27 protein-coding genes are annotated in these 25,227 nt (G+C 44.5%); 15 read left to right on the forward strand and 12 right to left on the reverse strand.

All coding sequences use genetic code 11. The annotated features are described in order from the left end of the window. Window positions 1–120: 120 nt before the first annotated feature. The 6 genes from truA (at window position 121) to purF (ending at window position 6,060) form a co-directional block, all read left to right on the forward strand. Window positions 121–915 (forward strand): tRNA pseudouridine(38-40) synthase TruA, encoded by a 795-nt coding sequence (gene truA, locus R7E47_RS06875; RefSeq protein ID WP_318083996.1) that lies wholly within the window; start codon window positions 121–123, stop codon window positions 913–915. A 197-nt stretch (window positions 916–1,112) separates the two neighbouring features. Then, window positions 1,113–2,039 carry an acetyl-CoA carboxylase, carboxyltransferase subunit beta gene (gene accD, locus R7E47_RS06880; protein WP_005380583.1) on the forward strand — a complete coding sequence of 309 codons (927 nt, stop codon included), beginning with the start codon at window positions 1,113–1,115 and terminating at the stop codon, window positions 2,037–2,039. 46 nt (window positions 2,040–2,085) lie between these two features. Continuing rightward, on the forward strand, window positions 2,086–3,348 hold the full coding sequence (folC, locus tag R7E47_RS06885; protein ID WP_318083997.1) for a bifunctional tetrahydrofolate synthase/dihydrofolate synthase: 1,263 nt from the start codon (window positions 2,086–2,088) through the stop codon (window positions 3,346–3,348). A 14-nt stretch (window positions 3,349–3,362) separates the two neighbouring features. After that, window positions 3,363–3,956, forward strand: a complete 594-nt coding sequence (locus R7E47_RS06890; protein ID WP_005380588.1) for an SPOR domain-containing protein — start codon at window positions 3,363–3,365, stop codon at window positions 3,954–3,956. 61 nt (window positions 3,957–4,017) lie between these two features. Further along, window positions 4,018–4,509 (forward strand): CvpA family protein, encoded by a 492-nt coding sequence (locus R7E47_RS06895; RefSeq protein ID WP_005380590.1) that lies wholly within the window; start codon window positions 4,018–4,020, stop codon window positions 4,507–4,509. Between the two features lie 36 nt (window positions 4,510–4,545). Continuing rightward, the gene (gene purF / locus R7E47_RS06900) at window positions 4,546–6,060 is read left to right on the forward strand and encodes an amidophosphoribosyltransferase (protein WP_005380592.1); all 1,515 of its coding nucleotides are present in this window, start codon (window positions 4,546–4,548) and stop codon (window positions 6,058–6,060) included. A 66-nt stretch (window positions 6,061–6,126) separates the two neighbouring features. Here purF and R7E47_RS06905 read toward each other — a convergent pair whose 3' ends face one another. Beyond that, window positions 6,127–7,002 (reverse strand): LysR family transcriptional regulator, encoded by an 876-nt coding sequence (locus R7E47_RS06905; protein ID WP_005384959.1) that lies wholly within the window; start codon window positions 7,000–7,002, stop codon window positions 6,127–6,129. A 289-nt stretch (window positions 7,003–7,291) separates the two neighbouring features. Here R7E47_RS06905 and R7E47_RS06910 point away from each other — a divergent pair, with 289 nt between their 5' ends. From R7E47_RS06910 to recR, 7 genes are all read left to right on the forward strand, one after another. Then, window positions 7,292–8,398, forward strand: coding sequence for a response regulator (locus R7E47_RS06910; RefSeq protein ID WP_005380606.1), 1,107 nt, complete (start codon window positions 7,292–7,294; stop codon window positions 8,396–8,398). Window positions 8,399–8,621: 223 nt separating this feature from the next. Further along, window positions 8,622–8,753 carry a hypothetical protein gene (locus R7E47_RS06915; protein WP_005380608.1) on the forward strand — a complete coding sequence of 44 codons (132 nt, stop codon included), beginning with the start codon at window positions 8,622–8,624 and terminating at the stop codon, window positions 8,751–8,753. A gap of 33 nt (window positions 8,754–8,786) precedes the next feature. Further along, on the forward strand, window positions 8,787–9,173 hold the full coding sequence (locus tag R7E47_RS06920) for a YbaN family protein (protein ID WP_080276930.1): 387 nt from the start codon (window positions 8,787–8,789) through the stop codon (window positions 9,171–9,173). Between the two features lie 162 nt (window positions 9,174–9,335). Continuing rightward, window positions 9,336–9,881 (forward strand): adenine phosphoribosyltransferase, encoded by a 546-nt coding sequence (gene apt, locus R7E47_RS06925; protein ID WP_005380615.1) that lies wholly within the window; start codon window positions 9,336–9,338, stop codon window positions 9,879–9,881. 8 nt (window positions 9,882–9,889) lie between these two features. Beyond that, a complete protein-coding gene (dnaX, locus tag R7E47_RS06930) occupies window positions 9,890–11,995 on the forward strand; it encodes a DNA polymerase III subunit gamma/tau (RefSeq protein ID WP_104975518.1) in 2,106 nt (701 codons plus the stop codon). 82 nt (window positions 11,996–12,077) lie between these two features. Further along, on the forward strand, window positions 12,078–12,407 hold the full coding sequence (locus R7E47_RS06935) for a YbaB/EbfC family nucleoid-associated protein (protein ID WP_005380618.1): 330 nt from the start codon (window positions 12,078–12,080) through the stop codon (window positions 12,405–12,407). Between the two features lie 30 nt (window positions 12,408–12,437). Beyond that, on the forward strand, window positions 12,438–13,037 hold the full coding sequence (gene recR, locus R7E47_RS06940; protein WP_005380619.1) for a recombination mediator RecR: 600 nt from the start codon (window positions 12,438–12,440) through the stop codon (window positions 13,035–13,037). A 51-nt stretch (window positions 13,038–13,088) separates the two neighbouring features. On the opposite strand, the gene aqpZ is transcribed toward recR, so the two are convergent. The 3 genes from aqpZ to R7E47_RS06955 form a co-directional block, all read right to left on the reverse strand. Next, window positions 13,089–13,787 (reverse strand): aquaporin Z, encoded by a 699-nt coding sequence (aqpZ, locus tag R7E47_RS06945; RefSeq protein WP_318083998.1) that lies wholly within the window; start codon window positions 13,785–13,787, stop codon window positions 13,089–13,091. Window positions 13,788–14,016: 229 nt separating this feature from the next. Continuing rightward, window positions 14,017–14,265, reverse strand: coding sequence for a YkgJ family cysteine cluster protein (locus R7E47_RS06950; RefSeq protein ID WP_065767476.1), 249 nt, complete (start codon window positions 14,263–14,265; stop codon window positions 14,017–14,019). Window positions 14,266–14,402: 137 nt separating this feature from the next. Continuing rightward, window positions 14,403–14,651: a GlsB/YeaQ/YmgE family stress response membrane protein gene (locus R7E47_RS06955; RefSeq protein WP_005380625.1), complete on the reverse strand. Its 249-nt coding sequence runs from the start codon at window positions 14,649–14,651 to the stop codon at window positions 14,403–14,405. Between the two features lie 188 nt (window positions 14,652–14,839). Here R7E47_RS06955 and R7E47_RS06960 point away from each other — a divergent pair, with 188 nt between their 5' ends. Both R7E47_RS06960 and R7E47_RS06965 read left to right on the forward strand, forming a co-directional pair. Then, window positions 14,840–15,280, forward strand: a complete 441-nt coding sequence (locus tag R7E47_RS06960) for a YcgN family cysteine cluster protein (protein WP_318083999.1) — start codon at window positions 14,840–14,842, stop codon at window positions 15,278–15,280. A gap of 191 nt (window positions 15,281–15,471) precedes the next feature. Continuing rightward, a complete protein-coding gene (locus tag R7E47_RS06965) occupies window positions 15,472–17,151 on the forward strand; it encodes a mechanosensitive ion channel family protein (RefSeq protein WP_005380681.1) in 1,680 nt (559 codons plus the stop codon). Between the two features lie 69 nt (window positions 17,152–17,220). Here R7E47_RS06965 and R7E47_RS06970 read toward each other — a convergent pair whose 3' ends face one another. The 8 genes from R7E47_RS06970 to R7E47_RS07005 form a co-directional block, all read right to left on the reverse strand. Next, window positions 17,221–17,505, reverse strand: coding sequence for a putative quinol monooxygenase (locus R7E47_RS06970; protein WP_005384942.1), 285 nt, complete (start codon window positions 17,503–17,505; stop codon window positions 17,221–17,223). A 17-nt stretch (window positions 17,506–17,522) separates the two neighbouring features. Next, window positions 17,523–17,918, reverse strand: a complete 396-nt coding sequence (locus R7E47_RS06975; RefSeq protein WP_005380685.1) for a VOC family protein — start codon at window positions 17,916–17,918, stop codon at window positions 17,523–17,525. A gap of 140 nt (window positions 17,919–18,058) precedes the next feature. After that, window positions 18,059–18,358 (reverse strand): ribbon-helix-helix domain-containing protein, encoded by a 300-nt coding sequence (locus R7E47_RS06980; protein ID WP_005384938.1) that lies wholly within the window; start codon window positions 18,356–18,358, stop codon window positions 18,059–18,061. 136 nt (window positions 18,359–18,494) lie between these two features. After that, window positions 18,495–20,072, reverse strand: a complete 1,578-nt coding sequence (locus R7E47_RS06985; RefSeq protein WP_025767190.1) for an alkaline phosphatase — start codon at window positions 20,070–20,072, stop codon at window positions 18,495–18,497. Between the two features lie 398 nt (window positions 20,073–20,470). After that, the gene (locus R7E47_RS06990; RefSeq protein ID WP_213866413.1) at window positions 20,471–20,830 is read right to left on the reverse strand and encodes a hypothetical protein; all 360 of its coding nucleotides are present in this window, start codon (window positions 20,828–20,830) and stop codon (window positions 20,471–20,473) included. Between the two features lie 251 nt (window positions 20,831–21,081). Beyond that, window positions 21,082–22,029 (reverse strand): ChaN family lipoprotein, encoded by a 948-nt coding sequence (locus R7E47_RS06995; RefSeq protein WP_186584757.1) that lies wholly within the window; start codon window positions 22,027–22,029, stop codon window positions 21,082–21,084. 98 nt (window positions 22,030–22,127) lie between these two features. Further along, window positions 22,128–22,955 carry a 23S rRNA (guanine(745)-N(1))-methyltransferase gene (gene rlmA, locus R7E47_RS07000; protein ID WP_186584759.1) on the reverse strand — a complete coding sequence of 276 codons (828 nt, stop codon included), beginning with the start codon at window positions 22,953–22,955 and terminating at the stop codon, window positions 22,128–22,130. 96 nt (window positions 22,956–23,051) lie between these two features. Beyond that, the gene (locus tag R7E47_RS07005) at window positions 23,052–25,088 is read right to left on the reverse strand and encodes a methyl-accepting chemotaxis protein (protein WP_318084000.1); all 2,037 of its coding nucleotides are present in this window, start codon (window positions 25,086–25,088) and stop codon (window positions 23,052–23,054) included. Window positions 25,089–25,227: the final 139 nt, after the last annotated feature.

Below are 25,227 nucleotides of genomic sequence, written 5' to 3' on the forward strand. Positions count from 1 at the left end.
TGCTACCCTTTTTGTGTCCCGTTAGTAGGATGCTACCTTTATGTCACCCTTGGTGAAACTGGCAACTTGAGGTGACTTGAGTATATACTTCCCGCCCCATTTTAGAGTTCGAAGGTTAAGATGAGAATCGCATTAGGTATCGAGTACAACGGTACAAACTACTTTGGTTGGCAGCGCCAAAGAGAAGTGAAAAGTGTCCAAGAAGAGCTAGAGAAAGCATTGTCCGTCGTCGCTAATCACCCAGTTGAAGTTCAGTGTGCTGGTCGGACAGACGCAGGCGTGCATGGCACGGGACAAGTTGTGCACTTTGATACCAACGTTACTCGAAAAATGGTAGCTTGGACCATGGGCGCAAACGCGAACATGCCGAGCGATATAGCGGTTCGTTGGGCTAAGGAAGTTTCAGATGATTTCCATGCAAGATTCTCAGCGACAGCGCGCCGTTATCGTTACATTATTTTCAATCATGCTTTACGTCCAGGCATCTTAAACTCGGGGGTTAGTCACTATCATGGTGAGCTCGACGAGAAAAAAATGCATGAAGCAGGGCAGTTCCTACTCGGCGAAAATGATTTTACGTCGTTTCGCGCGGCGTATTGTCAGTCTCGCAGCCCATTTCGAAACTTGATGCACCTGAACGTTACGCGCCATGGAAACTATGTGGTTATTGATATTAAAGCCAATGCGTTCGTGCATCATATGGTTCGTAATATCACAGGTAGCTTGATAAAAGTTGGACGTGGCGAAGAGAGTCCTGAATGGATCAAGTGGTTATTAGACGCCAAAGATCGCAAACTAGCGGGTGCGACAGCGAAAGCGGAAGGTCTGTACCTGGTAGATGTAGACTACCCAGAAGAGTTTGGGTTACCTGAAGTGCCGATCGGTCCACTGTTTTTACCAGATAATTTGAACTAATTTTACAAACTTATTTCAAAATATCGGTAGTGTTTACATTGAATGTGAACGGAAAACATACGCTATTTACGATATCAAAAATAGGTACAACCAGTTTTTTATCTACAGTAGCTGCAAGATATGGTTTAATCCGTCGGTATTATGTCGAATTTATATCTTTCGCAATGAAGCGGAAGAGTTGAGAGAAAAGGTCTTCCATGAGTTGGCTTGAAAAGATTTTAGAGAAAAGCAATCTAGTAAGTTCACGCAAAGCTTCTATCCCAGAAGGTGTGTGGACTAAATGTACCTCTTGTGAACAGGTTTTATACCATGCTGAACTAGAGCGTAACTTAGAAGTTTGTCCAAAGTGTAACCATCACATGCGTATGAAAGCGCGTCGTCGTTTGGAAACATTTTTAGATGAAGGTAATCGAGTTGAATTAGGTTCTGAACTTGAGCCACAGGATAAACTGAAATTTAAAGATTCTAAGCGATACAAAGAGCGTATCTCTGCTGCACAAAAAAATAGCGGTGAGAAAGATGCGCTAGTTGTGATGCAGGGTGAATTGCTTGGTCTGCCGCTTGTGGCGTGTGCGTTTGAATTCTCCTTTATGGGTGGTTCAATGGGTTCAGTCGTTGGTGCTCGCTTTGTGAAAGCAGTGGATGCAGCCATTGAAAATAACTGTGCGCTTGTTTGTTTCTCAGCAAGTGGTGGTGCTCGTATGCAAGAGGCTTTAATGTCTCTTATGCAAATGGCAAAAACCAGTGCTGCGCTTGAGCGTTTATCAGAAAAAGGTCTGCCGTTTATTTCTGTTCTAACTGACCCTACAATGGGTGGTGTATCAGCAAGTTTGGCTATGTTAGGTGATATCAACATCGGTGAACCTAAGGCCCTCATTGGCTTTGCTGGTCGTCGTGTAATCGAGCAAACTGTACGTGAAGATCTTCCTGAAGGTTTCCAGCGTAGTGAGTTCCTACTTGATCACGGTGCTATTGATATGATCGTTGACCGTCGTGAAATGCGTCAGCGTGTGGGTGGTCTTATCGCTAAGATGACTAACCACAAGTCTCCTTTGGTGGTTTCGGTTAACGAATCTCCAAATGAAGAGCCATATTCTGTACCAGAAGCGGACGAAAAAGGGTAAAGTATCAACTAACATAAAAACCAAAGAATTTAATGGTTAAAGTTAGATGACCCAAAACCCAATTCCTCAAGCCACATCTTCATTAGAGATGTGGCTTGATTATTTAGCAAATATTCATTCCTCAGCAATTGATCTAGGCTTAGACCGTGTCCAAGCGGTAGCAAACAAAGCCAATCTTACCAAACCAGCTCCAACCGTAATCACCGTTGCCGGAACCAATGGCAAAGGCTCAACGTGTGCGTTAATGGAAGCCATTTTACTTGATGCTGGCTATTCAGTCGGTGTTTATAGTTCTCCGCACCTGATTCGTTACAACGAGCGTGTACGCATTAATGGCGTTGACGTTGTAGATGCCAAGCACTGTGAAGCATTCGATTATGTAGAAAAGCAGCGTGGTGATGTTAGCCTTAGCCTCTTTGAATTCGGTACGCTTGCTGCGCTACGTATTTTCCAAGTAGAGAAAGTTGACGTTGTCTTACTTGAAGTAGGACTTGGCGGCCGTCTAGACGCCACTAACGTTGTTGACCATGATGTTTCTGTTATTACGAGCTTAGCGATCGATCATGTGGATTGGCTTGGTGATGACATCAATGTTATTGGTTTTGAAAAAGCGGGCATTTACCGTTCAGGGAAGCCAGCAATTTGTGGTCAACCGACGCCACCAGCGACCGTGGCGGCTCATGCTGACGATATTGGTTCTGAGTTCTTCCAAGTAGGTATTCAGTACGATTACCAACTAACTGATAATGGTTGGAAATGGAGCAGTGGGGCATTTGAGTTAGAGGATTTACCAATCCCATCGCTACCATTACAAAATGCAGCCACTGCACTGATGGCACTAGGGGCTTCGGAATTGCAAATCACTGACATAAATATTGTCAATGGCTTGAATAATGCGCGTTTGGCGGGGCGTATGCAAGTACTGCATCACGAACCTGAAATAGTCCTTGATGTCGCTCATAACCCGCACTCTGCTGAGTATTTGGTAGAAAGAGTGAAGCAACAATATCTGGGTAAGAATATCCATATTGTGGTTGCAATGCTGCATGACAAGGACATTAAAGCAACCATTGACGCTCTAACTCCAGTTGCAACACAATGGTATCCAGCGTCGCTTACTGGACCGAGAGCGGCGACCGCTGATGAATTGTGCCAATACTTACCTGATGGGCAAGTTCATTTTGAAAACCCTGTTGACGCCTTCGAGAGTGCGAGAAGCCACGCAAAGGCAGGAGACGTTATTCTGGTGGTTGGCTCATTCCATACCGTCGGAGAGGTATTGGAACATTGGCAATCAAATAATAAATAAGTAAAGGTATTTTGATGGCAAGTAAATTCCAAAGTCGTTTAGTCGGCACCATCATTCTAGTCGCAGTCGGAGTCATTGTTCTTCCCGATGTGCTAGATGGTAAGAAACTGCACTACAAAGAAGAATTTGCCAGTATTCCTATCAAACCAGAACTTGATAGTGATGTGGAAAACTTCGAAATATTAGAGCCAGTGGAAGACGACATTACGTTACCGGATTCTCCGGTTGAAGCTGTAGTGCAAGAACGTGAGGATGCTCAAGTAGCCGTTTCTGAGCCCGAGCCAGTGCCAACATCTAAACCTGAGGTCATCAAACAACCAGAGCAAGTTGAGGTCGTCACTCGTCCTGTTCAAGAGAAAAATCAATATGAAGATTCAGCTTGGATCATTCAGTTGATGGCACTTAAGAATCACGAAAATGCTGTCGCGCTTGTCGCGGATTTGCAAAAGCGTGGTTATCAAGCTCACACAAAGAAAGAAAACGAGTTTACGAGAGTGATTGTTGGCCCTGATGTGTCAAAAAGTAAACTTGAACGACAAGTTCAAGAATTACAAAAAATTACAGGTTCAAAAGGTCAATTGCTTAAATTTAAGCCATTAAATCCATAAGAAAACGTTTGCGTCAGCATTTTTTCTGTTAAAATGCGCGCCAACTTAAGATGAAGAAAAGATGAATTGGATAGATTTTATCATTTTAGGTGTGATCGGATTTTCAGCTCTGATCAGTTTAGTTCGCGGTTTTGCTAAAGAAGCTTTGTCTTTGGTGATTTGGTTTGGAGCGTTTTTTATCTCCAGTAATTACTATGCCAAATTGGCGGTGTACTTCACCAACATCGAAGATGATATGTTTCGTAACGGAGCGGCGATTGCGGCGTTATTTGTCGCAACCTTGGTAGTTGGTGCAGTGGTGAATTACGTCATTGGTCAACTGGTACAAAAAACAGGGCTATCAGGTACGGACCGAATTCTCGGGATTGTATTTGGTGGTCTACGCGGAGTCTTAATTGTTTCTGCGGTGCTGTTTTTTATGGATGCGTTTACTGCATTCCCAAGCTCGGATTGGTGGAAAGATTCACAGTTGATCCCTGAGTTCAGCCGTATCATCGCCCCATTCTTCGAGCATTTACAAGCAACATCAAGTTTTCTGTCTGGCACTATCTAGTAGTGCCAGCTACTGTCGCAAATCGAGGATTAGGACATGTGTGGTATTGTTGGAATCGTGGGCACAACGCCTGTAAACCAGTCTATTTATGACGCGTTAACGGTGTTACAGCATCGTGGCCAAGATGCCGCTGGTATTTGTACCATAGAAAGCAATCGTTTTCGTCTACGTAAGGCGAACGGTTTAGTCAAGGATGTATTTGAAGCAAGACACATGCAACGCCTGCAAGGCGAGGTCGGAATTGGTCATGTTCGTTACCCTACAGCAGGCAGTTCAAGCGCTTCAGAAGCTCAACCTTTCTACGTAAACTCTCCTTTCGGTATTACACTTGCCCACAACGGTAACTTGACTAACGCTAACGAAGTTCGTCAGAAGCTGTTTGAAAAAGATCGCCGTCATATCAATACCACTTCAGACTCTGAAGTATTACTAAATGTACTGGCGCACGAAATTGACTCAGTAAAAGGAAATGTCACGACCGAAGACGTATTCCGCGCAGTCACCAATGTTCATCGCACAATTCGCGGTGCTTATGCTGTGACCGCCATGATCATTGGTCATGGTATGATTGCATTTCGTGACCCACACGGTATTCGCCCGCTCTGTTTAGGTAAGCGTGAAGTTAACGGCAGAGCAGAGTACATGGTTGCGTCTGAATCGGTGGCATTGGATGCGGTCGGTTTTGATTTCGTCCGTGATGTTGCACCTGGTGAAGCGATTTACGCAACGTTTGACGGTGAGCTTTACACGAAGCAGTGTGCAGATAATCCTAAGCTGAACCCTTGTATTTTCGAGTTCGTGTACTTTGCTCGTCCAGATTCGTTCATCGATAAAATTTCGGTATACAGTGCTCGCGTTGAAATGGGTAAAAAGCTGGGCGAACGTATTCGTGAAGATTACGCAAACCTTGATATCGATGTTGTCATTCCTATCCCTGAAACGTCTTGCGACATTGCACTGCAAATCGCTCAAGCGATCGATATCCCTTATCGCCAGGGTTTCGTGAAAAACCGTTATGTTGGACGTACGTTTATCATGCCTGGCCAGCAACAACGTAAGAAATCAGTACGTCGCAAGTTGAATGCTATTCGTTCGGAATTCAAAGGTAAGAATGTGTTGCTGGTGGATGACTCTATTGTTCGAGGTACAACGTCAGAGCAGATTATTGAGATGGCTCGTGATTCTGGTGCCAAGAAAGTGTACATGGTCTCAGCGGCTCCTGAAGTTCGTTTCCCGAACGTATACGGCATTGATATGCCAAGTGCTACAGAGCTTATTGCCCATGGCCGTGACAACGATACAATTTGTAAGCAGATTGGTGCCGATGCGCTTATTTATCAACGTCTAGAAGATTTGGTAGAAGCTGTAGGTCTTGGAAATCAAGACATTACTCAGTTCGATACTTCCGTGTTTAACGGTGAATACGTAACGGGTGATATCGACCAACAATACCTAGATTTTTTAGATGGTCTTCGTAACGATGATGCGAAAACACAACTTGAAATCCAACAGGATTTAGCAAACCTAGAGCTTCATAACGAAGGCGCATAGGATGCGCTTTCTTAAGTCGTAAAAAAACCAGAGCTTTGGCTCTGGTTTTTTGTTTTCGCTATCTAATTAGTGAATGTTATAAGCGATCACAAAGTCAATAAAGAGGCGAACTTTCTCTGGCAGGTGGTCTTTGTGGTTGTAAAGCATATAAATGTCGCGCGGGTTTGCACTCCAATCTGGCAGTACGCGTACCAAATCGCCGCTCTCGATGTACTCTTTGATCATGACATCTGGCATTAGGGTGATGCCTAAACCTTCGGAACAAGCGCTGCGCACCACATTGAGCGCGTTTGCTTGAAAACGACCACGATCAACATTCACCACAGACTCGCCTTTGCTATTAATCAAGGTCCACTTAATAAGCGGGTACCCTTTTAGCAATGAATGGTTAGAGAGCTCTTCTGCATGATGAGGCGCAGGATTCGAGGTTAGATAGTCAGGGCTTGCAACGAGAATATCCTTCACTTCGCCAATCTTACGCGCGATGAGGCTAGAGTCGCGTTGCGGTCCCACTCGAAAAATTACATCCCATTCAGTAGGGTCAAGCTTGTCCGCATTATTCTCTGTCGTTAGCTCAATGTTGATGTCCGGGTACTGCTTCATAAAGCTGTTGAACATCGGCATCATCATTCGTTTAGTTAAGTTATAAGGCGCGGATATCTTAATCTTGCCGGATGCTCCTCGGCAGTCGTCAGTGATTTCCTCTGCCGCAGTTGTTAGCCTTTGTAGTAAAGGAGAGCACTCATGGTAAAAACGTTCCCCTGCTTCAGTGAGCGAAAGTTTGCGAGCATGACGGTTCAATAGTCGAAGATTGACAGAGTCTTCTAGCGCTTGAATGCGTCGGGTGATGGTCGCAACCGGGATCATGGTTTTTCGCGAAGTTGCGGTGTAGCTCCCATTTTCGACAACCAGTCGAAACAGGTTTAAGTCATCTAATTTCATATTTCCAGACACATTAAATTACCGATTACGGTTAATTTATAATTAACTTTGTGATCAAAGCTTGCTTTAAGTCAACATGTTGCATCATTTGAACACAGCAACCCTGTTTAAGTAAATACTGTTATACGCCGTAATATTTGTATTAATGCAGTTTCCGAGCTAAGTTTTATAACAAGGCGAAGCGGCCTCAGGTCTTGCTGTGACACGTTTTGCTGGAAGTAAACACAACAAAAATAATGACTTAATAATAAATCTGTTTTTTTGACTGAGCTTTGTGAGGGATAAAGGTATGTTTAAGACTCACAGTCAAACGGCAATGGTCTCGGCACAGGAAGTGATTAATCAAAAACTAATAATGTTGGTGGACGATGATCCAATATTTCGTAAAGTAACCAATGCCTATTTAGAAAGTCAGGGTTTTAAAGTAGTAGAAGCAGAAAACGGCCTAGAAGCGCTTCAACAACTCAGGGAATGCCAACCCGATCTTATCTTATGTGATTTATCGATGCCGGTCTTAGATGGTATCGAGTTCGTCGAAGAAGTTAGTCTCGAATACCCATATATGCCGCTTATCGTGGTATCAGGCACGGATGAAATGTCCGATGTCGCGAAAGCGTTGCGATTTGGTATTAAAGATTTTCTTCCTAAACCGATAGGTAATTATGAGCACCTATCTCAGGCGATAGAGAATACGCTAGAAGATACCGATAGTCACTTCTCAGAACAACGTGACTTTTCAAGTCAGTGGTTTAGAGTTGATGATGGTGGTGAAATCCCAGATGAACAAGAGCTGTATTGGCATCTGGAATATTTACAACAGAATCCGAGTGCGGCAAGAGATTTACTGCAAGCGCTATTGCCAGAGAAGGATGCTGCTCAGGGAGATTGGCGCTGCTCGTACCGTTTATTGCAATCGACGGATGTGATGCCCTTGGTTTTCGATTATCGTTGGTTAATGAATGGTCAATTTGCGTTTTATCTCGTTGATTCTGCTTCCCAAGCTAATGATGGAGTTGCGACGACATTGCTCGTTAGGGCATTGTTTGACGATTATCTCCGTAACTTGAAAAGTTTCAGTGCTGATCTCAAGGACATGGTAGGGATCATTGAAAAAGGAATTGAGTGTTCGGAGTGTGCGGGTGCAGTCAATGCTGTGTTTGGTGTCGCCGACCTCGCTTCATCCTCGGTCTCTATATTGCCTGCGGGTTTAGATAGCCATTGGTCTGACGGAAATACGAATCAACACATCGCAGCAGGTAACCGTTTAGGGGGAGGAAGTATGAAAAACTTCATCACCCGCGATTTACCGCTTAGTGTTGCAGGACAGTTGTCTATCGGGTGTTTAGGTTCTTCAAGTTTTAGTTTAAGTATTACCCGGAAATCCCGACTAGTATAATTATGACTTGCAAACCAATAAGCAGCGTCCTTACGCTGCTTATTATCTTTTTAGAACCACCAAAACAACATACGTTTAGTTTAATAACCTTACTTTTTGCTGGTGTTTAGATTTGGCTGTTTAATGTATAGTCAGCGCTTAAAACAATAATGACCCATTTGTGCAACGATAATTTAACGCTGTGCCTTGGGAGAAGCAAAGTCAACTAGTGAGAAGACACATCATGGCAGACAAAGATTTTAAAGAGCCTTATAATATTTTTTACTTTTTAGGTTTTATTGCAGTTCTTTTGATCCCAACACTTCCTGCAACGCTAACCTGGCTTCGTGTAATGAATGGTTACGCAGGCTTTTAATCTAGCTATTTTGTACCGGAGTTCACCATTCGTATTAAGCGTTACTTTTTCAATACTGTTGGTGGACTCTGTATTGTGCTCGGCATAGCCGGCATAGCCCTTCCACTTTTACCCACCACACCTTTTATTTTGCTTGCTAGCGCATGTTTTATGCGTGGTAGCCCCGCATTTCATCAATGGTTACATAACCACAAAACGTTTGGACCCATTCTCGACAATTGGCATAAGCATCGGGCTGTTACTTCAAAAGTAAAAAAGCGTGGTGCGATTTTTATTGCGCTTAGTTTCATGGTTTCAATCGTTGTTGTCCCCCTCGTTTGGGTAAAAATTGGTCTTTTAGTGATGCTAATCGTTTTACTCAGCTGGTTTATGCGTCTGCCTGTGATTGAGTTGGTTGCTGACCGAGAAGAAAATCACTAAGATTGTAGAGAATAGTGTGCCCGCTCTTCGAGTGGGCGTTTGTATTTTCAGCGCCTGTGACTTTTACGAAAATAAGCACATAGTGGTGAAAACCTATTGTTCGTTGCCCTCGTGATACTGCGATTAGAGAGGGCGATGAGCCAATCTAAGTAAATCGGTATTATGACTACAGAAACAATTTCACTGATCAAATCTAGCATCAAAAGCATCCAAGACTACCCAAAGCCAGGCATTCTATTTCGTGATGTGACGAGCCTTCTTGAAGACGCGAAAGCATACCAAGCAACGATCAACTTACTTGTTGAACGTTACAAAGATATGGGCTTTACCAAGGTTGTGGGTACGGAAGCTCGTGGCTTTCTATTTGGCGCGCCTTTAGCGCTTGAGCTAGGTGTTGGTTTTGTACCAGTGCGTAAACCAGGCAAGCTACCACGCCCTACTGTTGCTCAATCTTATGAGCTTGAATACGGCGTTGATACACTAGAAATCCATACAGATGCCATCGTTGAAGGCGACAAAGTACTGGTTGTCGACGATTTATTGGCAACGGGCGGTACTATTGAAGCGACGACTAAGCTGATTCGCCAACTGGGTGGTGAAGTTGAGCACGCTGCGTTCGTTATCAACCTACCAGAAATCGGTGGCGATAAACGTTTAGAAGCACTAGGTCTAAACGTGTACAGCATCTGCGATTTTGAAGGACATTAATACATTCAATGAGTTATTTAGCTTTAGCGCGAAAATGGCGTCCTAATCAGTTTGACCAAGTTGTCGGACAAAAACATGTCCTGACGGCGTTGGAAAACGCACTGGCGCAAAACCGTTTACACCATGCTTATCTGTTCAGCGGGACTCGTGGTGTGGGTAAAACGAGTATCGGTAGGCTGTTTGCCAAAGGCTTGAACTGCGAAACCGGCATTACCGCGACACCTTGTGGTAAGTGTGATACTTGTCGTGAAATTGATGAAGGTCGCTTTGTCGATCTTCTTGAAATCGACGCAGCATCACGTACTAAAGTTGAAGACACTCGTGAACTGTTAGACAACGTTCAATACAAACCTGCTCGTGGACGTTTTAAAGTGTACCTCATCGATGAGGTGCACATGCTATCGCGTCACTCTTTCAATGCGTTGTTGAAAACCCTGGAAGAGCCGCCAGAGTATGTGAAGTTCTTACTCGCAACAACTGATCCACAAAAGCTGCCTGTCACTATATTGTCGCGTTGTCTTCAGTTTCATCTGAAACCAATCAGCGTTGATGATATTCACCAGCAACTTGATTACATCCTAGGTCAAGAGCAAGTTTCAGCAGAGCCAAAAGCGTTGGGTATGATCTCACATGCTGCAGATGGCAGTATGCGTGATGCTCTCAGCTTGACTGATCAAGCAATTGCATTAGGTAACGGTGCGGTGCAAGCCGATATTGTCAGCCACATGTTGGGGACGATTGATACCGACCAAGCGATTCACTTACTAGAGTCAATCAGCAGCAAGAAACCTCAACAAGCTATGGATAAAATCCAACAATTAGCGGCAAATGGTGTTGAGTGGGATGGTTTGTTGCAGCAAGTCGCAACACAGTTACACCGAATTGCGATGTATCAAGCGTTGCCCGCGTCGTTAGACCGAGCACAACCAGATGCAGAGAAAATTGAGCTGTTGAGTAAAGCTCTAAGCCCGCAAGACGTTCAGCTTTACTATCAAATTGCATTGAAAGGTCGTGAAGATTTGACCCTCTCGCCAAATGGGCGAGTCGGTTTGGAAATGATTGTGCTGCGTATGATGGCGTTCCGCCCATCAAATAACAGTGGGGCAAATGTTGTTTCTAGTAACTGCGAGCCAGCGTCATCTCCGGCTCAAAGTACCAGTCAACCAAAGGCTGCGCCAGCTCAGACAGCCGCTGCTCCTCGAGCTCAGCAGCCGAGTCCAGCACAAAGCACACCACAAGTGGCGCCTCAACCTTCATCCAGTTCGCAACCTGAGTATCAAGCGAGTGGATATGAGACGGTTCCACCACAGTATGATATGGCGCCGCCGATGAGTGAAAACCCAGCGCCGCAGCATGAAACGCCACCTCAACAAATGCAAGAGAGCGTTTCAACACCAGCGCGCGGTGGTCTAAGCGGTTTACGTCACCAATTACGTTCTCAGCGTCAAGGCCTACAACAGAACACTCCTCAAAATGGTGGCTCAAAAAAGCCTAAAGCGGCATCTGCACAACCAGAATCGGTTATCGACCGAGTAGCGCAATTGCATGGCAGTTCCGCGCAGGTGTCGCCAAACTCAGCTCCGAAGTCGACGGAGCCACAAGTTGAGGAAGCGTATCGCTGGCGTCCAAGCAAGCCTGTTGAGACAAAAGTAAATACAAAACTGACACCTACGCAGCTCAAGCAGGCACTTGAGCATGAGAAAACGCCTGAAATGGCACAAAAGCTCATCGATGAGTCATTAGAACATAATGAATGGGCGAAGCTAATCAGCTTAATGGAGATCCCTAAGCTGGTAGAGCAACTTGCGCTAAACTCTCATTATAGTAAGGAAGGAACAACCGTTTCGTTACTATTGAGAAGCAGCCAAGCTCATTTGAATACTGATAGAGCTCAAGCCGAATTGCTTAAAGCACTTAATACCGTGTTGGGTGAAGAGTGCCACATGAGCATCGAAATAGGGGAGAGTGGAGAAACACCACTTGAACTGAGAGATAGGCTCTACCAAGAGAAATTACAGCAAGCGCTGAACAGTTTAGAAAACGATCCAAATGTTCAATTTATTGAACGTCGTTTTGCTGCAGAGCTTGATAAAGATAGTGTGCGCCCTATCTAATAATCGAATGGAATGGGGTTGAAAACCCAAAGGTATAACCCCATTAATTGATGCAACACCTCATTAAACCAGAGAGATAAACATGTTTGGTAAAGGCGGTATGGGCAACCTAATGAAGCAAGCCCAGCAAATGCAAGATCGCATGCAAAAGCTTCAAGAAGAAATCGCGAATATGGAAGTAACTGGCGAGTCTGGTGCTGGCCTAGTTAAAGTTACTATCACTGGTAGTCACAGCGTACGTCGTGTTGACATCGATGAAAGTTTGATGGAAGACGACAAAGAAATGCTTGAAGATCTGATCGCTGCGGCGTTCAACGATGCAGCCCGTCGTGTTGAAGAAACTCAAAAAGAGAAAATGGCTTCTGTAACTGGCGGTATGCAACTACCACCAGGTATGAAAATGCCATTCTAATCTGCTGATATTTAATTAAGCGGACTTTTAATGCGTACCAGTCATATGCTGGAGCAATTGATGGAGGCCTTACGTTGTCTACCTGGGGTTGGCCCCAAGTCAGCGCAGCGTATGGCCTTTCATTTGTTACAGCGCGATAGAAAAGGCGGTTTGCAGCTTGCAGATGCGCTTAGTCAGGCAATGACAGAAATAGGTCATTGTACTGAGTGTCGAACCTTCACCGAAGAAGAAGTCTGTCACATTTGTACCAACCCAAAACGCCAAGAAAATGGTCAAATTTGTGTGGTAGAAAGCCCGGCAGACATCGCAGCCGTTGAAGCAACAGGCCAATATTCTGGTCGGTATTTTGTTCTTATGGGGCATTTGTCGCCATTAGATGGTATTGGTCCAAGTGATATTGGATTGGATGTCCTTGATTACCGCTTACGTCGCGGTGATATTACCGAAGTGATTTTGGCGACAAACCCAACAGTTGAAGGTGAAGCCACTGCCCACTACATCGCAGAGCTATGTAAAGAGCACCAAGTTGATGCCAGCCGCATCGCGCATGGTGTGCCTGTCGGTGGGGAGCTAGAGCTTGTTGATGGCACGACGTTGTCACATTCGCTATTAGGTCGACACAGAATTTAATAAAAAGCCGCTGAATTCAGCGGCTTTTTTGATTTTGGGAGTTAGGAACGATTAATCGTTCGATTCTTTACCAAGAAGATTTTTGTAGATAACCGCACCAAGCACGCCACCCACAATAGGAGCAATCCAGAACAGCCATAGCTGAGAAACCGCCCATTCACCCACATATACTGCGACTGCCGTGCTACGAGCAGGGTTTACTGACGTATTGGTGACAGGAATGCTGATCAGGTGAATGAGAGTCAAACACAGGCCAATTGCGATAGGTGCAAAGCCTTGTGGCGCACGTTTGTCTGTTGCACCCATAATGACAATCAGGAACATCATCGTCATGACAACTTCAGTCACAAGTGCAGCGATCATCGAGTATTGGCCTGGAGAGTATTCACCATAACCATTGGCGGCAAAGCCAGAACCCACAACATCGAATCCTGCTTGTCCAGATGCAATAACGTAAAGCACGCCACCTGCGATAAGCCCGCCGATCACCTGTGAGATGATGTAGGGAGCAACGTCTTTTGTCTCAAAACGACCGCCAGTCCAAAGGCCAACTGTCACTGCAGGGTTCAAGTGACAACCTGAAATATGACCGATAGCAAATGCCATCGTCAGAACGGTTAAACCGAATGCCAAAGAAACGCCCAACAGACCAATACCCACTTCAGGGAAACTCGCAGCCAACACCGCGCTACCACAGCCGCCTAACACTAGCCAGAACGTGCCAAAAGCCTCAGCCAAATACTTATTCATGTTCTTTCCTGATCTTTAATTAAATGACCCGCTGAACATAGTCGAGAATTGTCAATAAATTGTGAGGGAGATCGCGCAAAAACCGCAAATGGAACGCTATGTGGCAAGATTTCTCAAGGGTGAGATAAAAGGCTGAGGGGGGGAGTGCTAAATCTTGAGTTTGCTTTGATTACTGCCTCGGAGAGAAACAACCGAGGTACTAACTTTAAACGTGTGGTCTAGAGTCGCATTACGTCAATTGTTCTAATTCAGTGATGTTGTCGAGTGCTTCTTGATTGGTCTTGCCGCATACAATCGGACACGGTTTAAAATCGTGACAGACTTTAGGGCGTTCAGGCTTACCAAATAGCTTGCACAAATTGTCGTCGTTGAGTTGCACACAACGAACACCTGCAGGTTTGCCCTTGGGCATTCCAGGTATTGGTGAAGAGATACTTGGCGCAATACAGCACGCTCCACATCCTAATCGACAATCCATAATGTAAACCTCTTAAAAATTAAGGGGGCAATTATGGTCATTTTGACGTGGATTGGAAGAGTGAAGAAAGAAAAAAATAAAAGGGCGCGCTTAACATTACGCTCCCTTTTTGGTTTTTTGCTTTTAAATCATCGTGATTATTTTAAGAAACGGTTATAAACAAACAACAGAATAAATGCGCCTAGTGTTGCGGTAATGATACTACCAATGTTGACGCCAGTTGCTCCGCCGAAACCGAGAATGCCGCCAAGGAAGCCACCTACAAATGCCCCTGCAATACCAAGTAACATTGTTGCAATCCAACCGCCCCCATCTTTTCCTGGCATGAGCCATTTAGCAAGTGCGCCGGCGATTAAGCCCAAAATAATCCAAGAAATAATACCCATGAAAACTCCTTAATGCCTTCTTGATCAATTGAGTAATGGAAACTTGTTTAAGGATAGAACAGTAAAACGAAAGTAGTTGAATATCTCCACCGTTATGTGGGAAGGATGCAAGATCTTCTCAAAACTTGAACTTTTGCGTTGAGAAGAGTATAAATCGCCCCCTAAATTCCCTTGGTGAGACCTGAAGTATGAGCACTCCATTTTGGCAAAGTAAATCGTTAGAGCAGATGACAGAAGAGGAATGGGAATCTCTCTGTGATGGTTGTGGCAAATGTTGTTTGCATAAGCTTATGGATGAAGATACCGATGAAATCTACTATACCAATGTGGCTTGTAGCTGGCTGAACAGTAAAACGTGTTCATGTAAGGATTACCCAAACCGTTTCACTTCGGGTGAAGAGTGCACCAAGCTGACCCGAGAAGACATCGACGATTTTACTTGGCTGCCACACACGTGCGCTTACCGTCTGTTGGCTGAAAAGCAGCCTTTACCAGAATGGCATCCGCTGATTACAGGCTCTAAGTCCGCAATGCATGAGGCAGGGGAAAGTGTCCGTAACAAAGTCGTTTACGAGATTGATGTGGTGGATTGGGAAGACCATATTTTAAATCATCCCAACCGTCCTTAGTCGAATACAAACAAGCCTTTCATTGATTAAATGAAAGGCTTGTTTGCTATTGGGGCTCCCAACTTTGACGTCTCGCTAACGAAATGCTGCTCAGTTTATTATTTAGTGTTGTAAACTTAGGAGTATGATTTCAACGCTTTACACTTCTATTCCTGATTGTTTTGATCAGGATTGTTTCCTATGAGGTAAACATGACGTTTCATTTCCCCCAGAAACTGCGCCTGACATCTTGGGTGACATTATTCGCACTTGCCGTCATTATGTTCTCCCCAATGGCTGTTCATGCGACTGCTACTGACGATATCCAAGAGCCTTCTGCTGCCGAAATCTCGATTGACAACTTGAACCGAGAGATTGTGGATTTATCCCAAAGCCTCTCGCAAGCGAGTGGCGACGAGCGTGATGCCCTTCAACTGCAACTATTCCAAAAGAATGAAGAATTAAGAAGCCAGTTAGCGTCAGCGATTGAACGTGAAACTATCTCTCGCGACAAGCTGATCTTGCTAGTTAAAAAACAAGAACAATACTCTGAGGACGCGACGAACTATCTATCGGAAAAAATAAAGAAAGTCGTCGAGGATTTAAATAAGGCTAAGGATGAAGAGAAGCTTGCTCTTGTTAATGATTATCGAGAGCTACAGCGTTATCTTGATGTTAGCTTCGATTCGAGCTGGCAAAATCTCGCTTGGTTGAAGGAGCTAGGGGCCCAAAACGAGCGCGCAGAAGCGGAACTAAAAGATAAAATTGATAAACGTATGCGCTTACTGTCTGCTTCAATTGAGTACTTGAGTCAGCAAAGTGAGATCATTGGCTCCCAACTTTCGTCTAGTCCAGAGTCGGAAAAAGCGTCGTTGCAACTTAGTCAGCTCATTACTAAACAAAGGCTAAATATTGCGACAGAAAGCTTACGCAACCTGATTTCAATTGGTGATAAAGTCGGTTTAGAAACGTCTGAATACAAACGCCAAATTTTTGAAGTGACGGGTAATATCACCCATGATTTACTGAATACCAAAGTTGTGTGGTCAATACTGAGTCACTGGTCCAACTCGGCACTGGATTGGTTTGCCGAGAATGCACCGCAGCATATCTTCCAGTTGTTTGTTTTTGCGCTGATTTTATTGATCGCTCGCGGACTGGCTAAGTTAACGCGCAAAGTCGTCCGTAAAGCAGTTGCATCGAAAAACTTAAAACTTTCCCACTTGATGCAGGACTTCTTTATCTCGATGTCCGGCAAATTCGTGTGGGTGATCGGTATCATGGTGGGCTTATCTCAGCTTGGTTTGAACCTAGCGCCAATCCTAACCGGTTTCGGTATTGCTGGTGTGATTATTGGTTTCGCGTTGCAAGACACGTTATCCAACTTCGCGGCGGGTATGATGCTGCTTATTTATCGCCCATTTGATGTTGGTGATTTTGTGTATGCTGGCGGTGTGGATGGCAAGGTAAGCCATATGAGTTTGGTGAACACCACAATCCGTACGTTTGATAACCAAATTATTATTGTTCCTAACAGCAAAATCTGGGGAGATGTTATTAAGAACGTCACGCATGAACGCATTCGCCGCGTGGATATGGTGTTTGGCATTGGCTATGCGGATGACCTCTTAAAAGCGGAGTCAGTATTGTCTGATATCATTACCTCTCACCCTTCGGTACTTCGCACTCCAGAGCCAATGATCAAAGTTCATACATTAAATACGTCTTCTGTAGATTTTATTGTGCGTCCTTGGGTAAAAACGGATGATTACTGGGATGTATACTGGGATGTGACGAAAGAGGTGAAACTACGCTTCGACCGAGAAGGTATTTCGATTCCTTTCCCACAACAAGATGTGCATTTGCATATGGTGGAGAAGCAAGACGCTTAATCACAGGTCCCAACAAGTGAAAGGCACTCTAGGTAGAGTGCCTTTTTTGATCTTCGGTTAGCGTTATTGTTACAGTTCGTTAAAGAACACCAGTTTCGGCTCGCATTCTAACAAGTTGTCGATCTGGCTAATCAAAAGAGCAAAGTGTTCTGTTTTACCATGAAGCTCAAACGCTTGTTGGTTTTTAAATTGCTCCTGAAAAACGAAGTGGCATGTATTGTCTTTATCTTGGAACAATTGATAACGAACGCAACCTTCTTCATTGCGAGTAGGTTCAAGCGCTCGGGTAAGTACCTCTTTCAACTCTTGTTCTTTTCCCGGTTGTGCATGAAAGGTAGCCGTCAAGTGAATCATAATGTTTACTCTTTTTGTTATAGGTAACGCCCTTGGCGTTGCAGGAACTCAATTTTGTAACCATCAGGGTCGGTTACAAAAAAGAACGTTGCTAAATGCTTTTGTTGATGGTCAAAGGCTTTGATGTCACCAGTTTCAATGCCGAGAGATTTAATGCGTTTGTGGGCTTGTTCAATGTCCTCCACGCTGACGGCAAGGTGGCCGTAACCTGAGCCGTGAGTGTAGGGCTCACTTTGGTCGTGATTGTGCGTCAGTTCCAATTCAAAGCCAGTTTCTTGGTTGGCTAGATAGGTTAGAGAAAAGCCATCAAAGATGTATTGATCAGCGACTTCTAGTTCAAGTACGTCACAGTAAAATTGTAGAGAGCGGTCCAGATCACTTACTCGGATCATGGTGTGAATCATTTTTGTCATAGGTACTCCTTGATAGTCCGCACAGGTTAGCGATTTCAAAAGGAGTCTGGGTAGTACTCTAGTACGACAAATTAGAAGATGCTCAAGGGTTTATAATACGGATGCATAGCCTAGGATGGTTATTGCTCGGTTGGTTGCTATTAACTGTTAAGTTGCGCAAGTGCTTGACGAGTGGTCTCTTGAGGTTGGCGGGCGTAAGTGAGGCAAGCGCATCGAAGTAAGGAGGCAAAGTTGTTCACTTCACCATTGTATTCGAGTGCCTCTTGATAAACAGTGCTTATGAATTTAGGAACCGTCATGTTTTGAGCACTAGCGATTTCCTCAAGAATTGTCCAAAAGCTCGCTTCAAGTTTTACACTGGTCGCGTGACCATCAATACGGATAGAGCGGGTGATGAACTGATAGTTGTCTTGGGGTTGCTTAGCAAAGATTTCGCACATTTTCTTTATTCATATAATTAAAGACCCATAATTATTGTGGTGTACGATTTAAAACGTCAACTGTTTTCATGCATAAAAAAACGCTCCCTTGCGAGAGCGTTGAAACATCACGAGTTGTGAAGTAAGTGCAAGTTGATTATTTAATTTGTTGCTTCAAGTACTCGCCTAGTTGCGAGTGGTGCATGATTTTTGATACTGGAAGGATAGTTTCTGCAGGTCCCCAAGCAAATACGTTGACAGGAGTATGCGTATGAGTACCCGTCCCCCATACTGTGTTTTGCTTTGTTGCATGCTCACGCGCTAGCAAGTTGCCACGGTCGTTGTAAGGAAAGAAAGCATCAAAGTCATTGATTGTCGGTACGTTCTCTTCGCTTAAGTATTTGTGTCCAGCGAGTCGGTATGGATTTGGTTTACTTGCTAATACGCGTTCTGCTTGCTCAGGCGTAATCGAAAAATCGCTATTTGCGTTCACGACTTCCGCAAACTTCTCTGGAGTTTGCTCTTTCTTATCAAGCGCTTGGAATTCACTGATCATGCCGTAGTAACTTTTCTTTTGGTTGTATAAACCATCGAGGATCTCGAACTGACCAAAGTTGAAGTTTGGCGCGTAATCCTGATTTTTGAATGCTTCGCCGTCGCGTTTTTGTGGCTTAGGCAAGTTTGCTGATGAGTAGCTAAAGCCAAAAGAGCCGGTTTCGTGGTCAGCAGTAACAATGATCAGGGTGTCATCACGGCCTTTTGCCCACTCATAAACTGAGTTTACCGCTTCATCGAATTTAAGCATTTCATGCAGCATCGTACCTGCATCGTTACTGTGGCCAGCCCAGTCAATTTGGCCGCCTTCAACCATCAAGAAAAAACCGTCTTTGTCTTTTGAAAGAATGTCGATTGCTTTGGTGGTCATTTCTTTCAGCGATGGCTGCGTGCGTTTTGGATCGTTTTTGCTTTGACTGTAGGCAATACCATCGTTCATGCCCGAGTAAGCAAAAAGTCCAAGTAATTTGTCACCTTTAGCTTGTGTGAGCATATCGCGGCTGAAAGCCAGGTTGTAACCTTGGTCTTGCGCCTCAGTAAGCAAGTTGCGCTCATCTTTACGTTTCGACTTTAGGTAGACATTACCTTCAGTGAGCTTTTCAAGTTGCTCGTATGTCTCTCCCTTGTCGTTTGTCGACTTTGGAATCCAATGACGAAGTCCCCCAGACATCATCACGTCTACGCCTGTTTCGAGCATATCCGCCGCAATACTGTTTTCTAGGGAGCGATGTGGTTGATGAGCGGCAAATGCTGCTGGCGTTGCGTGGGTCATACGCGTATCAGAGACGAGCCCTGTTGCTTTACCTTTACTTTTGGCTTTTTCCAAAATAGTTTCGACATGGTTGCCTTGGCTATCAATGCCAATGACTTCAGAAGCGGTAGGGATTCCTGTCGCTAGCATCGTAGCTGAGCACGCAGAGTCGACGACAATTGCGTCTTCTGGATTGGTCAGTGATGATCCAATCACACCTTCTTGAGCGAGTTTGTATAACGCTGTGCTTTCGCCTTTGTAAACCGAGTTAGGTGCGTGTTTTGCGTAGGTCTCGAGTAAACCAACTTGTTGAGGACCCATGCCGTCGCCGATCATCAAAATGACGTTTTTGATTTCAGCTGAGAGTGCGTTGAAAGAGAGGGTAGATGCAGCCACTGCCGTAACGATTGGAGATACTAAGCGCTTCATTATATTTTCCTTGTTTATTGAAAGCGCAGGCATTAAAGCAATGATTTATGAAGGTTTTGTGTCGGTAATAAAAGTTTAACCAAATTGTCGTTTTTGTTTGGTTTTGCAGAAAAAATGAGTCGCTCTCTAACGTTCGTTAGTTTGGAAAGAAGAAAGCCCACAAACGTGGGCTTGGATTACGCTTAGGAGTTGAAAGCATGGACTAAAGTTATCCATTCAGTGCTTTCACAAGAAACCTAGTTTAGGGAGCAATAAACGAGCATGTATTATCGGGCCACAAGAGCGGTCGAATTCACTTACGTTTGCATCATATCGTTCTTTGGCTTATTAAATTATGGGCTGCAGTAAGTGTTTGGTTCAAATAGGATTTGTTGTCGTGATGATTATCAGACTGGTTATCAGACTAATGCCAGTATGATGCCACCAACGGTAAGTGCCGCAGAAAGGTATTGACCCGCAGAATATGAGCCATCCTCTTCTTTCTCGATTTTATCGGGGTGATCCATGCCAAGCGCACCATGCGTGAAAGATTCGACCTTTTCACCAACAGATTTATCTTCTGCTTCTATTTTCTTGCTGTCGTGCTCGATTTGTTGCAGAGCGGCAAGTAGCGCTTTGCCTTCGGTCGAAAGCGTCACCTTATTGTGTTCGACTTTCAGCGGCGAAGCACTAGTTTCTTCTTGTGCAATACTTGCTTGTTTAGAGACGACAGATTGTTTGGCATAGCTATTAACAGAAGTGCTTCCTACTGGATTCATCGAATACTCCTTGGAACATCGACACTCGGTCACTGAGTGCGGGTAAAAAGCAGTTATATTTTTATCGGCGGCAAAGTTTATTTCTGAAGCTATTTGGATAAAAACAGGTCTGCTTTTGCCGCTTCTAGTTTCTATTGGTGATCATTAGCAAAAAATAGACCAGCAGGAAGCAGACCCTTGTCACTCGATGAACTCGGAGCGGTGTGATGATGCAACGCAACGGCAAGGTAGTAACTTAAATTGAAGACCAGCTACTTACATTGAAGATCGTTATTGCGTTTAGTTAGATGTTGATATGCCGCCATGCGGTGAGCATCTTGTACATACCGTACTGGTGGTGCGAGAACCTCTAACTGATAGTCTGTATTATCAGAAAGCACGTTATCTGTTGGGCTAATTACAACCACTTTTAAGCTCGGGCTGCGGCTTAAGATTGATGCTGCCGTACCCAACCCTTGCTCGGTGTGAAACTTGCCTGCAACATGGACAACCTGAGCGCCTGGGTTGTCGTCTAGGTAGCTAACGATAGATTCCGCCATAGTTTCATCCCAAGTAACTTGAGCTGCAAACTGTTTTTCCGTCTGCTCTGGCTTACCGTGATGCATGGATGCCATGAACTTTTCTTTGTACGGACTACTACCAGTGTTGATGGCTTGTGCAATGAACATCCGCTGATCATCATCGAGCTTGTTAATGTAATCTAACCCTTGTCGACCAATGCATCGGACAATGCTCTTTGGTGCATTTGCTGCAATGACCGGGAGATTTTTCTGCTTAGCAAACTCCACGAGAGGGCGATAGTCGCTTTCATAATTGGGCCAAGCGTTGGCTTGTTTCATTAAGTACTGTTCGCCGATCTCCCCACGTAGGTAAGCGTCAACAACAGGTTGTTTGTCGCGGGTAAATTGTTCCATAGATAACGCGAGTGAGCGGTCGTAGGACGTAAGTTGTTTGAGCATATCGGTTTGAAAGCGATGAACGCCGGCGTGTGTGTGCCATTCACCAATAAGAATGACATCTGCTTGTTGCAGCTCAATTGGCAGTTTGCTTAGAGCGATGTGCTCGCCAGAAGGGGTGTATAGTTGATAGTCGTAAAAACTAGTGACTTCCGCTGAGGTTGCGTGAGAGTTGGTGTGCGTATATGAAGAGCAACCAGTAAGTAAGCCTGCAAAGAGCAAGCTCAAAGTAGAAAAGCGCATTGAAAAGCCTCCAAAAATGTCCGGATGATATTAATGGAGGCTGAGCAATGAATCAATATAAATGATAACTATTTGCGTTTGTTGTTTTTTTTGACTTATTAATTGAGTGTTTTTTTGCGATATACACGCAACATAAAATCAGCCTCACATTGGAAAAGTGTAGCGGATTTCAACTCTTCACGAAGAGCATCGGTTGCTTTCCATGCGAATGGCGTCATTTGCAATAAATCGATTGCGGCTCCGTTTTTCAAGTCCATAACATAGTTAAGATGCTGCTGGTGCTCTAATTCAAACCCTTCAATATGTTCTGGTTCTTCATTGTGAAGACGAACTTCTTGATAAATGCGCTCACGCAGTTGGTATAAGTGGCGGCTAGCAGGAGTAACCGTGACAACAACGCCGTCGTTTTTTACAACGCGCTGCAGCTCCTCAGCTTTACACGGGGCATAAATGCGCAAAATGGCATCTAAGGATTTATTTGCGAAGGGAAGTCGGTGACTAGAAGCCACACTAAAGTTGCAGTGCGTGTAACGCTTCGCCGCGTAACGAATGGCAACTTTGGAAATGTCTAAGCCATAAATCGTGGCATGGTTCGCTTGTGTTTCTATCGTCTTTTGTACTTGATCTGTGTAGTAACCTTCACCACAACCAATATCTAATAATTGATGGGTGCTCCCCTCAGTGTATGTTGCACACAGCTGCGCCACTTCTTGGCGCATTGGGTTGTAGTAATCTCCTTCAAGGAATCGACGACGAGCTTGCATCATCTCTTTGTTGTCACCAGGATCTTTAGAACGTTTGTGGTGCGCTGGCATCAAGTTAACGTAGCCTTCTTTTGCTAAGTCAAACTGATGATTGTTTTCGCACTTAAACGTTTTTTCATTTAACGCTAGAGCTTGGTGGCATAGAGGGCATTGATAGTTCATGACGATCTCGAACAGAAAGTAGGGCGGCAAATTCTATCAAAAAGCATGGTCTCAAGTGAAACAAAAAGAGCCGACTGGGTCGGCTCTTATTAAGTATTAGTGGAAGAAGTCGACTTGCTCTTTCAAGTTTCGTGCTTGTTGTTGAAGTTCAATGGCACTTTGCGAGGTTTTTGCGCTCGTGTTGCGGCTTTCTCGGTTAAGTTCACTGATAGAATGGGCATTTGCTGCAATTTCTTGTGAAACTTGAGCTTGTTCTTCTGAAGTCGCTGCAATGGCGTCGGCTTGAGAGGCTATCGACTGCACTTGTACTGCGATGGCTTCTAATGCTGTGCCCGCGTCTTGTGCTTTGTCCAAGACCTGGTTTGCACTGCGTTGGCTGTCTGTCATCATATTAACTGCATTATGAGTCGACCCTTTTAGTTTCTCGATAATTTCCACGACATCTTGAACTGAGCTTTGGGTTCGGTGCGCAAGTGTGCGCACTTCATCTGCTACAACTGCGAAGCCACGGCCTTGCTCACCTGCTCGTGCTGCTTCAATGGCGGCATTCAAGGCAAGTAAATTGGTTTGCTCAGCAATTTCATCAATCATTTTAGTGACGGTTTGAATACTCTCGCTATCGCGATTTACTTGCTCGATAGCCGTTGCTGATTGATCCAATTGATCGTTAAGTTGAGCAACGTCGATACATACGCCTTCAACAATCGCGAGACCAGATTGACTATCAGTATTTGCTGAGCGTACGTTTTCCGCAATGCTTTCGACTTGTTGTGCGACAGATTGAGCGGAAGAGGCCATTTCTTCAATCGCTGTCACAACTTGCTCGACTTCTTGTTGTTGTCGGTCGGCTTGGGTCAAATTGCTATGTGCATCGTTGACAACGCTGGTGGAGTTGCTCTCCACTAAGTCGCTTGTTGAACGGATCTTACCAACGAGTTCATTGAGCTGACTTGCCATACTGGCGACACCCGAGCTCAGGTTCGTAATTTCATTCTTTGATGCTTTACGAGACGCTGGAATGTTCAAGCTGACTTCGCCGCCCGCTAAGCGAGTCATGTATGAGTTTAGAGTCGTGAGAGGTTGTAAGCTGCGATTCAAGAAAAGTGTCAGTACAACAAAAGTAATGATTGCCGCTACCGAAGAAATGATGGCAATGAGTGTGAGAAGCGTGTCGCTACCTTTTGTTACTTCTTTGATAAACGTACCACCTAGCAGTTTCCAGTTCCAACCTGGAACCTCTGTGTAGACAAGATACTTTTCGCCTACGTTACCTTGGTACTCGAAAGGGTAGCGAATTAATCCACTAGATTGTTCGAAAATCTGGCCAAAAGGCTTGTGACCATTGTAGTCGGCGACTTCTAGTATTGACGAATCTGAGCCGCTTTTTGCTGGATGAAGTAGGTATTTACCAAGATTGTTTTCGTCGTTATCAACGATAATGGTGTAACCAGTGTCGCCCCATTTTATCTCTTCGAGTGCATCGAACAAGGTTTGTGTCGCTTGGTCTACTGGTAAGCCAATAAACGATAGGCCTGCTACCTTTCCTGTCGCATCTTTGATTGGGGCATAGTAGGTAATGTAGCGCTCGCCATACAATTTAATTTGAGCGTAATACGGTTGTCCTGCTTTAAGTTGCTGATAACCAGGATGGTTGATGCCTAGCGTGGTTCCGACCGCTCGCTGACCTTGTGGATCTTTTAGGGAGGTGGACACCCGAATAAAGTCGTCACCCAATGGTGCGAATAGCGTTGCTATAGCGCCGGTATCACGTGTGAAACTGTCGACCAACTTGGTGTCATTAATTAAGCTTTCACTGTATTGAGTGATGTTTGGTACTTCATGTCCCATGAAGTCAACCGTGTAATTTTCGACATAGACACCGGCAAGGTAGCCATTGCGAAAAGTAGATTCGAGGACTTTAGCGGTGTGCAGGTAAGCATCGAATTGGCCAGCAATGGTTTTTGCCATTGATTCTACTTTAGATTGGTGTTCTTTCAGTGTGCTTTCCAATAGAACATCGGAAGCGTTGCGGTAAACAAGCGCTGCAATACTGCTGAAAGCAATGAATAGACACAAAGTGATCACCAGTTTCAACTGGAATCCGACACTTTGATTTCGGTATCTCTCTAACATAGACTAATTCCTGATATTTTTATTATTTATGAGTTTTGTATCGGTATGCTATCGGTTTATATGATCAATTTTTTTGATATTTATTAATGAAACCGTCAAAAGTGACCAGTAACCAATAAGTTAGTAAAGATAGGACCAT

The organism is Vibrio sp. Vb1026, from assembly GCF_033338745.1.
Taxonomy (GTDB): Bacteria; Pseudomonadota; Gammaproteobacteria; order Enterobacterales; family Vibrionaceae; genus Vibrio; species Vibrio alginolyticus.

What these genes read in the sequence shown, in the direction of transcription:
- R7E47_RS06905 (WP_005384959.1), bottom strand. Translation starts at nt 7,002, where the DNA reads ATGAAATTAGATGACTTAAACCTGTTTCGACTGGTTGTCGAAAATGGG.
- R7E47_RS06965 (WP_005380681.1), top strand. Translation starts at nt 15,472, where the DNA reads ATGACGTTTCATTTCCCCCAGAAACTGCGCCTGACATCTTGGGTGACA.
- R7E47_RS06955 (WP_005380625.1), bottom strand. Translation starts at nt 14,651, where the DNA reads ATGGGTATTATTTCTTGGATTATTTTGGGCTTAATCGCCGGCGCACTT.
- aqpZ (WP_318083998.1), bottom strand. Translation starts at nt 13,787, where the DNA reads ATGAATAAGTATTTGGCTGAGGCTTTTGGCACGTTCTGGCTAGTGTTA.
- rlmA (WP_186584759.1), bottom strand. Translation starts at nt 22,955, where the DNA reads ATGAACTATCAATGCCCTCTATGCCACCAAGCTCTAGCGTTAAATGAA.
- R7E47_RS06995 (WP_186584757.1), bottom strand. Translation starts at nt 22,029, where the DNA reads ATGCGCTTTTCTACTTTGAGCTTGCTCTTTGCAGGCTTACTTACTGGT.
- R7E47_RS06890 (WP_005380588.1), top strand. Translation starts at nt 3,363, where the DNA reads ATGGCAAGTAAATTCCAAAGTCGTTTAGTCGGCACCATCATTCTAGTC.
- R7E47_RS07005 (WP_318084000.1), bottom strand. Translation starts at nt 25,088, where the DNA reads ATGTTAGAGAGATACCGAAATCAAAGTGTCGGATTCCAGTTGAAACTG.
- R7E47_RS06970 (WP_005384942.1), bottom strand. Translation starts at nt 17,505, where the DNA reads ATGATTCACTTGACGGCTACCTTTCATGCACAACCGGGAAAAGAACAA.
- R7E47_RS06990 (WP_213866413.1), bottom strand. Translation starts at nt 20,830, where the DNA reads ATGAATCCAGTAGGAAGCACTTCTGTTAATAGCTATGCCAAACAATCT.
- R7E47_RS06980 (WP_005384938.1), bottom strand. Translation starts at nt 18,358, where the DNA reads ATGTGCGAAATCTTTGCTAAGCAACCCCAAGACAACTATCAGTTCATC.
- R7E47_RS06975 (WP_005380685.1), bottom strand. Translation starts at nt 17,918, where the DNA reads ATGACAAAAATGATTCACACCATGATCCGAGTAAGTGATCTGGACCGC.
- R7E47_RS06915 (WP_005380608.1), top strand. Translation starts at nt 8,622, where the DNA reads ATGGCAGACAAAGATTTTAAAGAGCCTTATAATATTTTTTACTTTTTA.
- R7E47_RS06935 (WP_005380618.1), top strand. Translation starts at nt 12,078, where the DNA reads ATGTTTGGTAAAGGCGGTATGGGCAACCTAATGAAGCAAGCCCAGCAA.
- purF (WP_005380592.1), top strand. Translation starts at nt 4,546, where the DNA reads ATGTGTGGTATTGTTGGAATCGTGGGCACAACGCCTGTAAACCAGTCT.
- folC (WP_318083997.1), top strand. Translation starts at nt 2,086, where the DNA reads ATGACCCAAAACCCAATTCCTCAAGCCACATCTTCATTAGAGATGTGG.
- recR (WP_005380619.1), top strand. Translation starts at nt 12,438, where the DNA reads ATGCGTACCAGTCATATGCTGGAGCAATTGATGGAGGCCTTACGTTGT.
- accD (WP_005380583.1), top strand. Translation starts at nt 1,113, where the DNA reads ATGAGTTGGCTTGAAAAGATTTTAGAGAAAAGCAATCTAGTAAGTTCA.
- truA (WP_318083996.1), top strand. Translation starts at nt 121, where the DNA reads ATGAGAATCGCATTAGGTATCGAGTACAACGGTACAAACTACTTTGGT.
- apt (WP_005380615.1), top strand. Translation starts at nt 9,336, where the DNA reads ATGACTACAGAAACAATTTCACTGATCAAATCTAGCATCAAAAGCATC.
- R7E47_RS06960 (WP_318083999.1), top strand. Translation starts at nt 14,840, where the DNA reads ATGAGCACTCCATTTTGGCAAAGTAAATCGTTAGAGCAGATGACAGAA.
- R7E47_RS06910 (WP_005380606.1), top strand. Translation starts at nt 7,292, where the DNA reads ATGTTTAAGACTCACAGTCAAACGGCAATGGTCTCGGCACAGGAAGTG.
- R7E47_RS06895 (WP_005380590.1), top strand. Translation starts at nt 4,018, where the DNA reads ATGAATTGGATAGATTTTATCATTTTAGGTGTGATCGGATTTTCAGCT.
- R7E47_RS06985 (WP_025767190.1), bottom strand. Translation starts at nt 20,072, where the DNA reads ATGAAGCGCTTAGTATCTCCAATCGTTACGGCAGTGGCTGCATCTACC.
- R7E47_RS06950 (WP_065767476.1), bottom strand. Translation starts at nt 14,265, where the DNA reads ATGGATTGTCGATTAGGATGTGGAGCGTGCTGTATTGCGCCAAGTATC.
- dnaX (WP_104975518.1), top strand. Translation starts at nt 9,890, where the DNA reads ATGAGTTATTTAGCTTTAGCGCGAAAATGGCGTCCTAATCAGTTTGAC.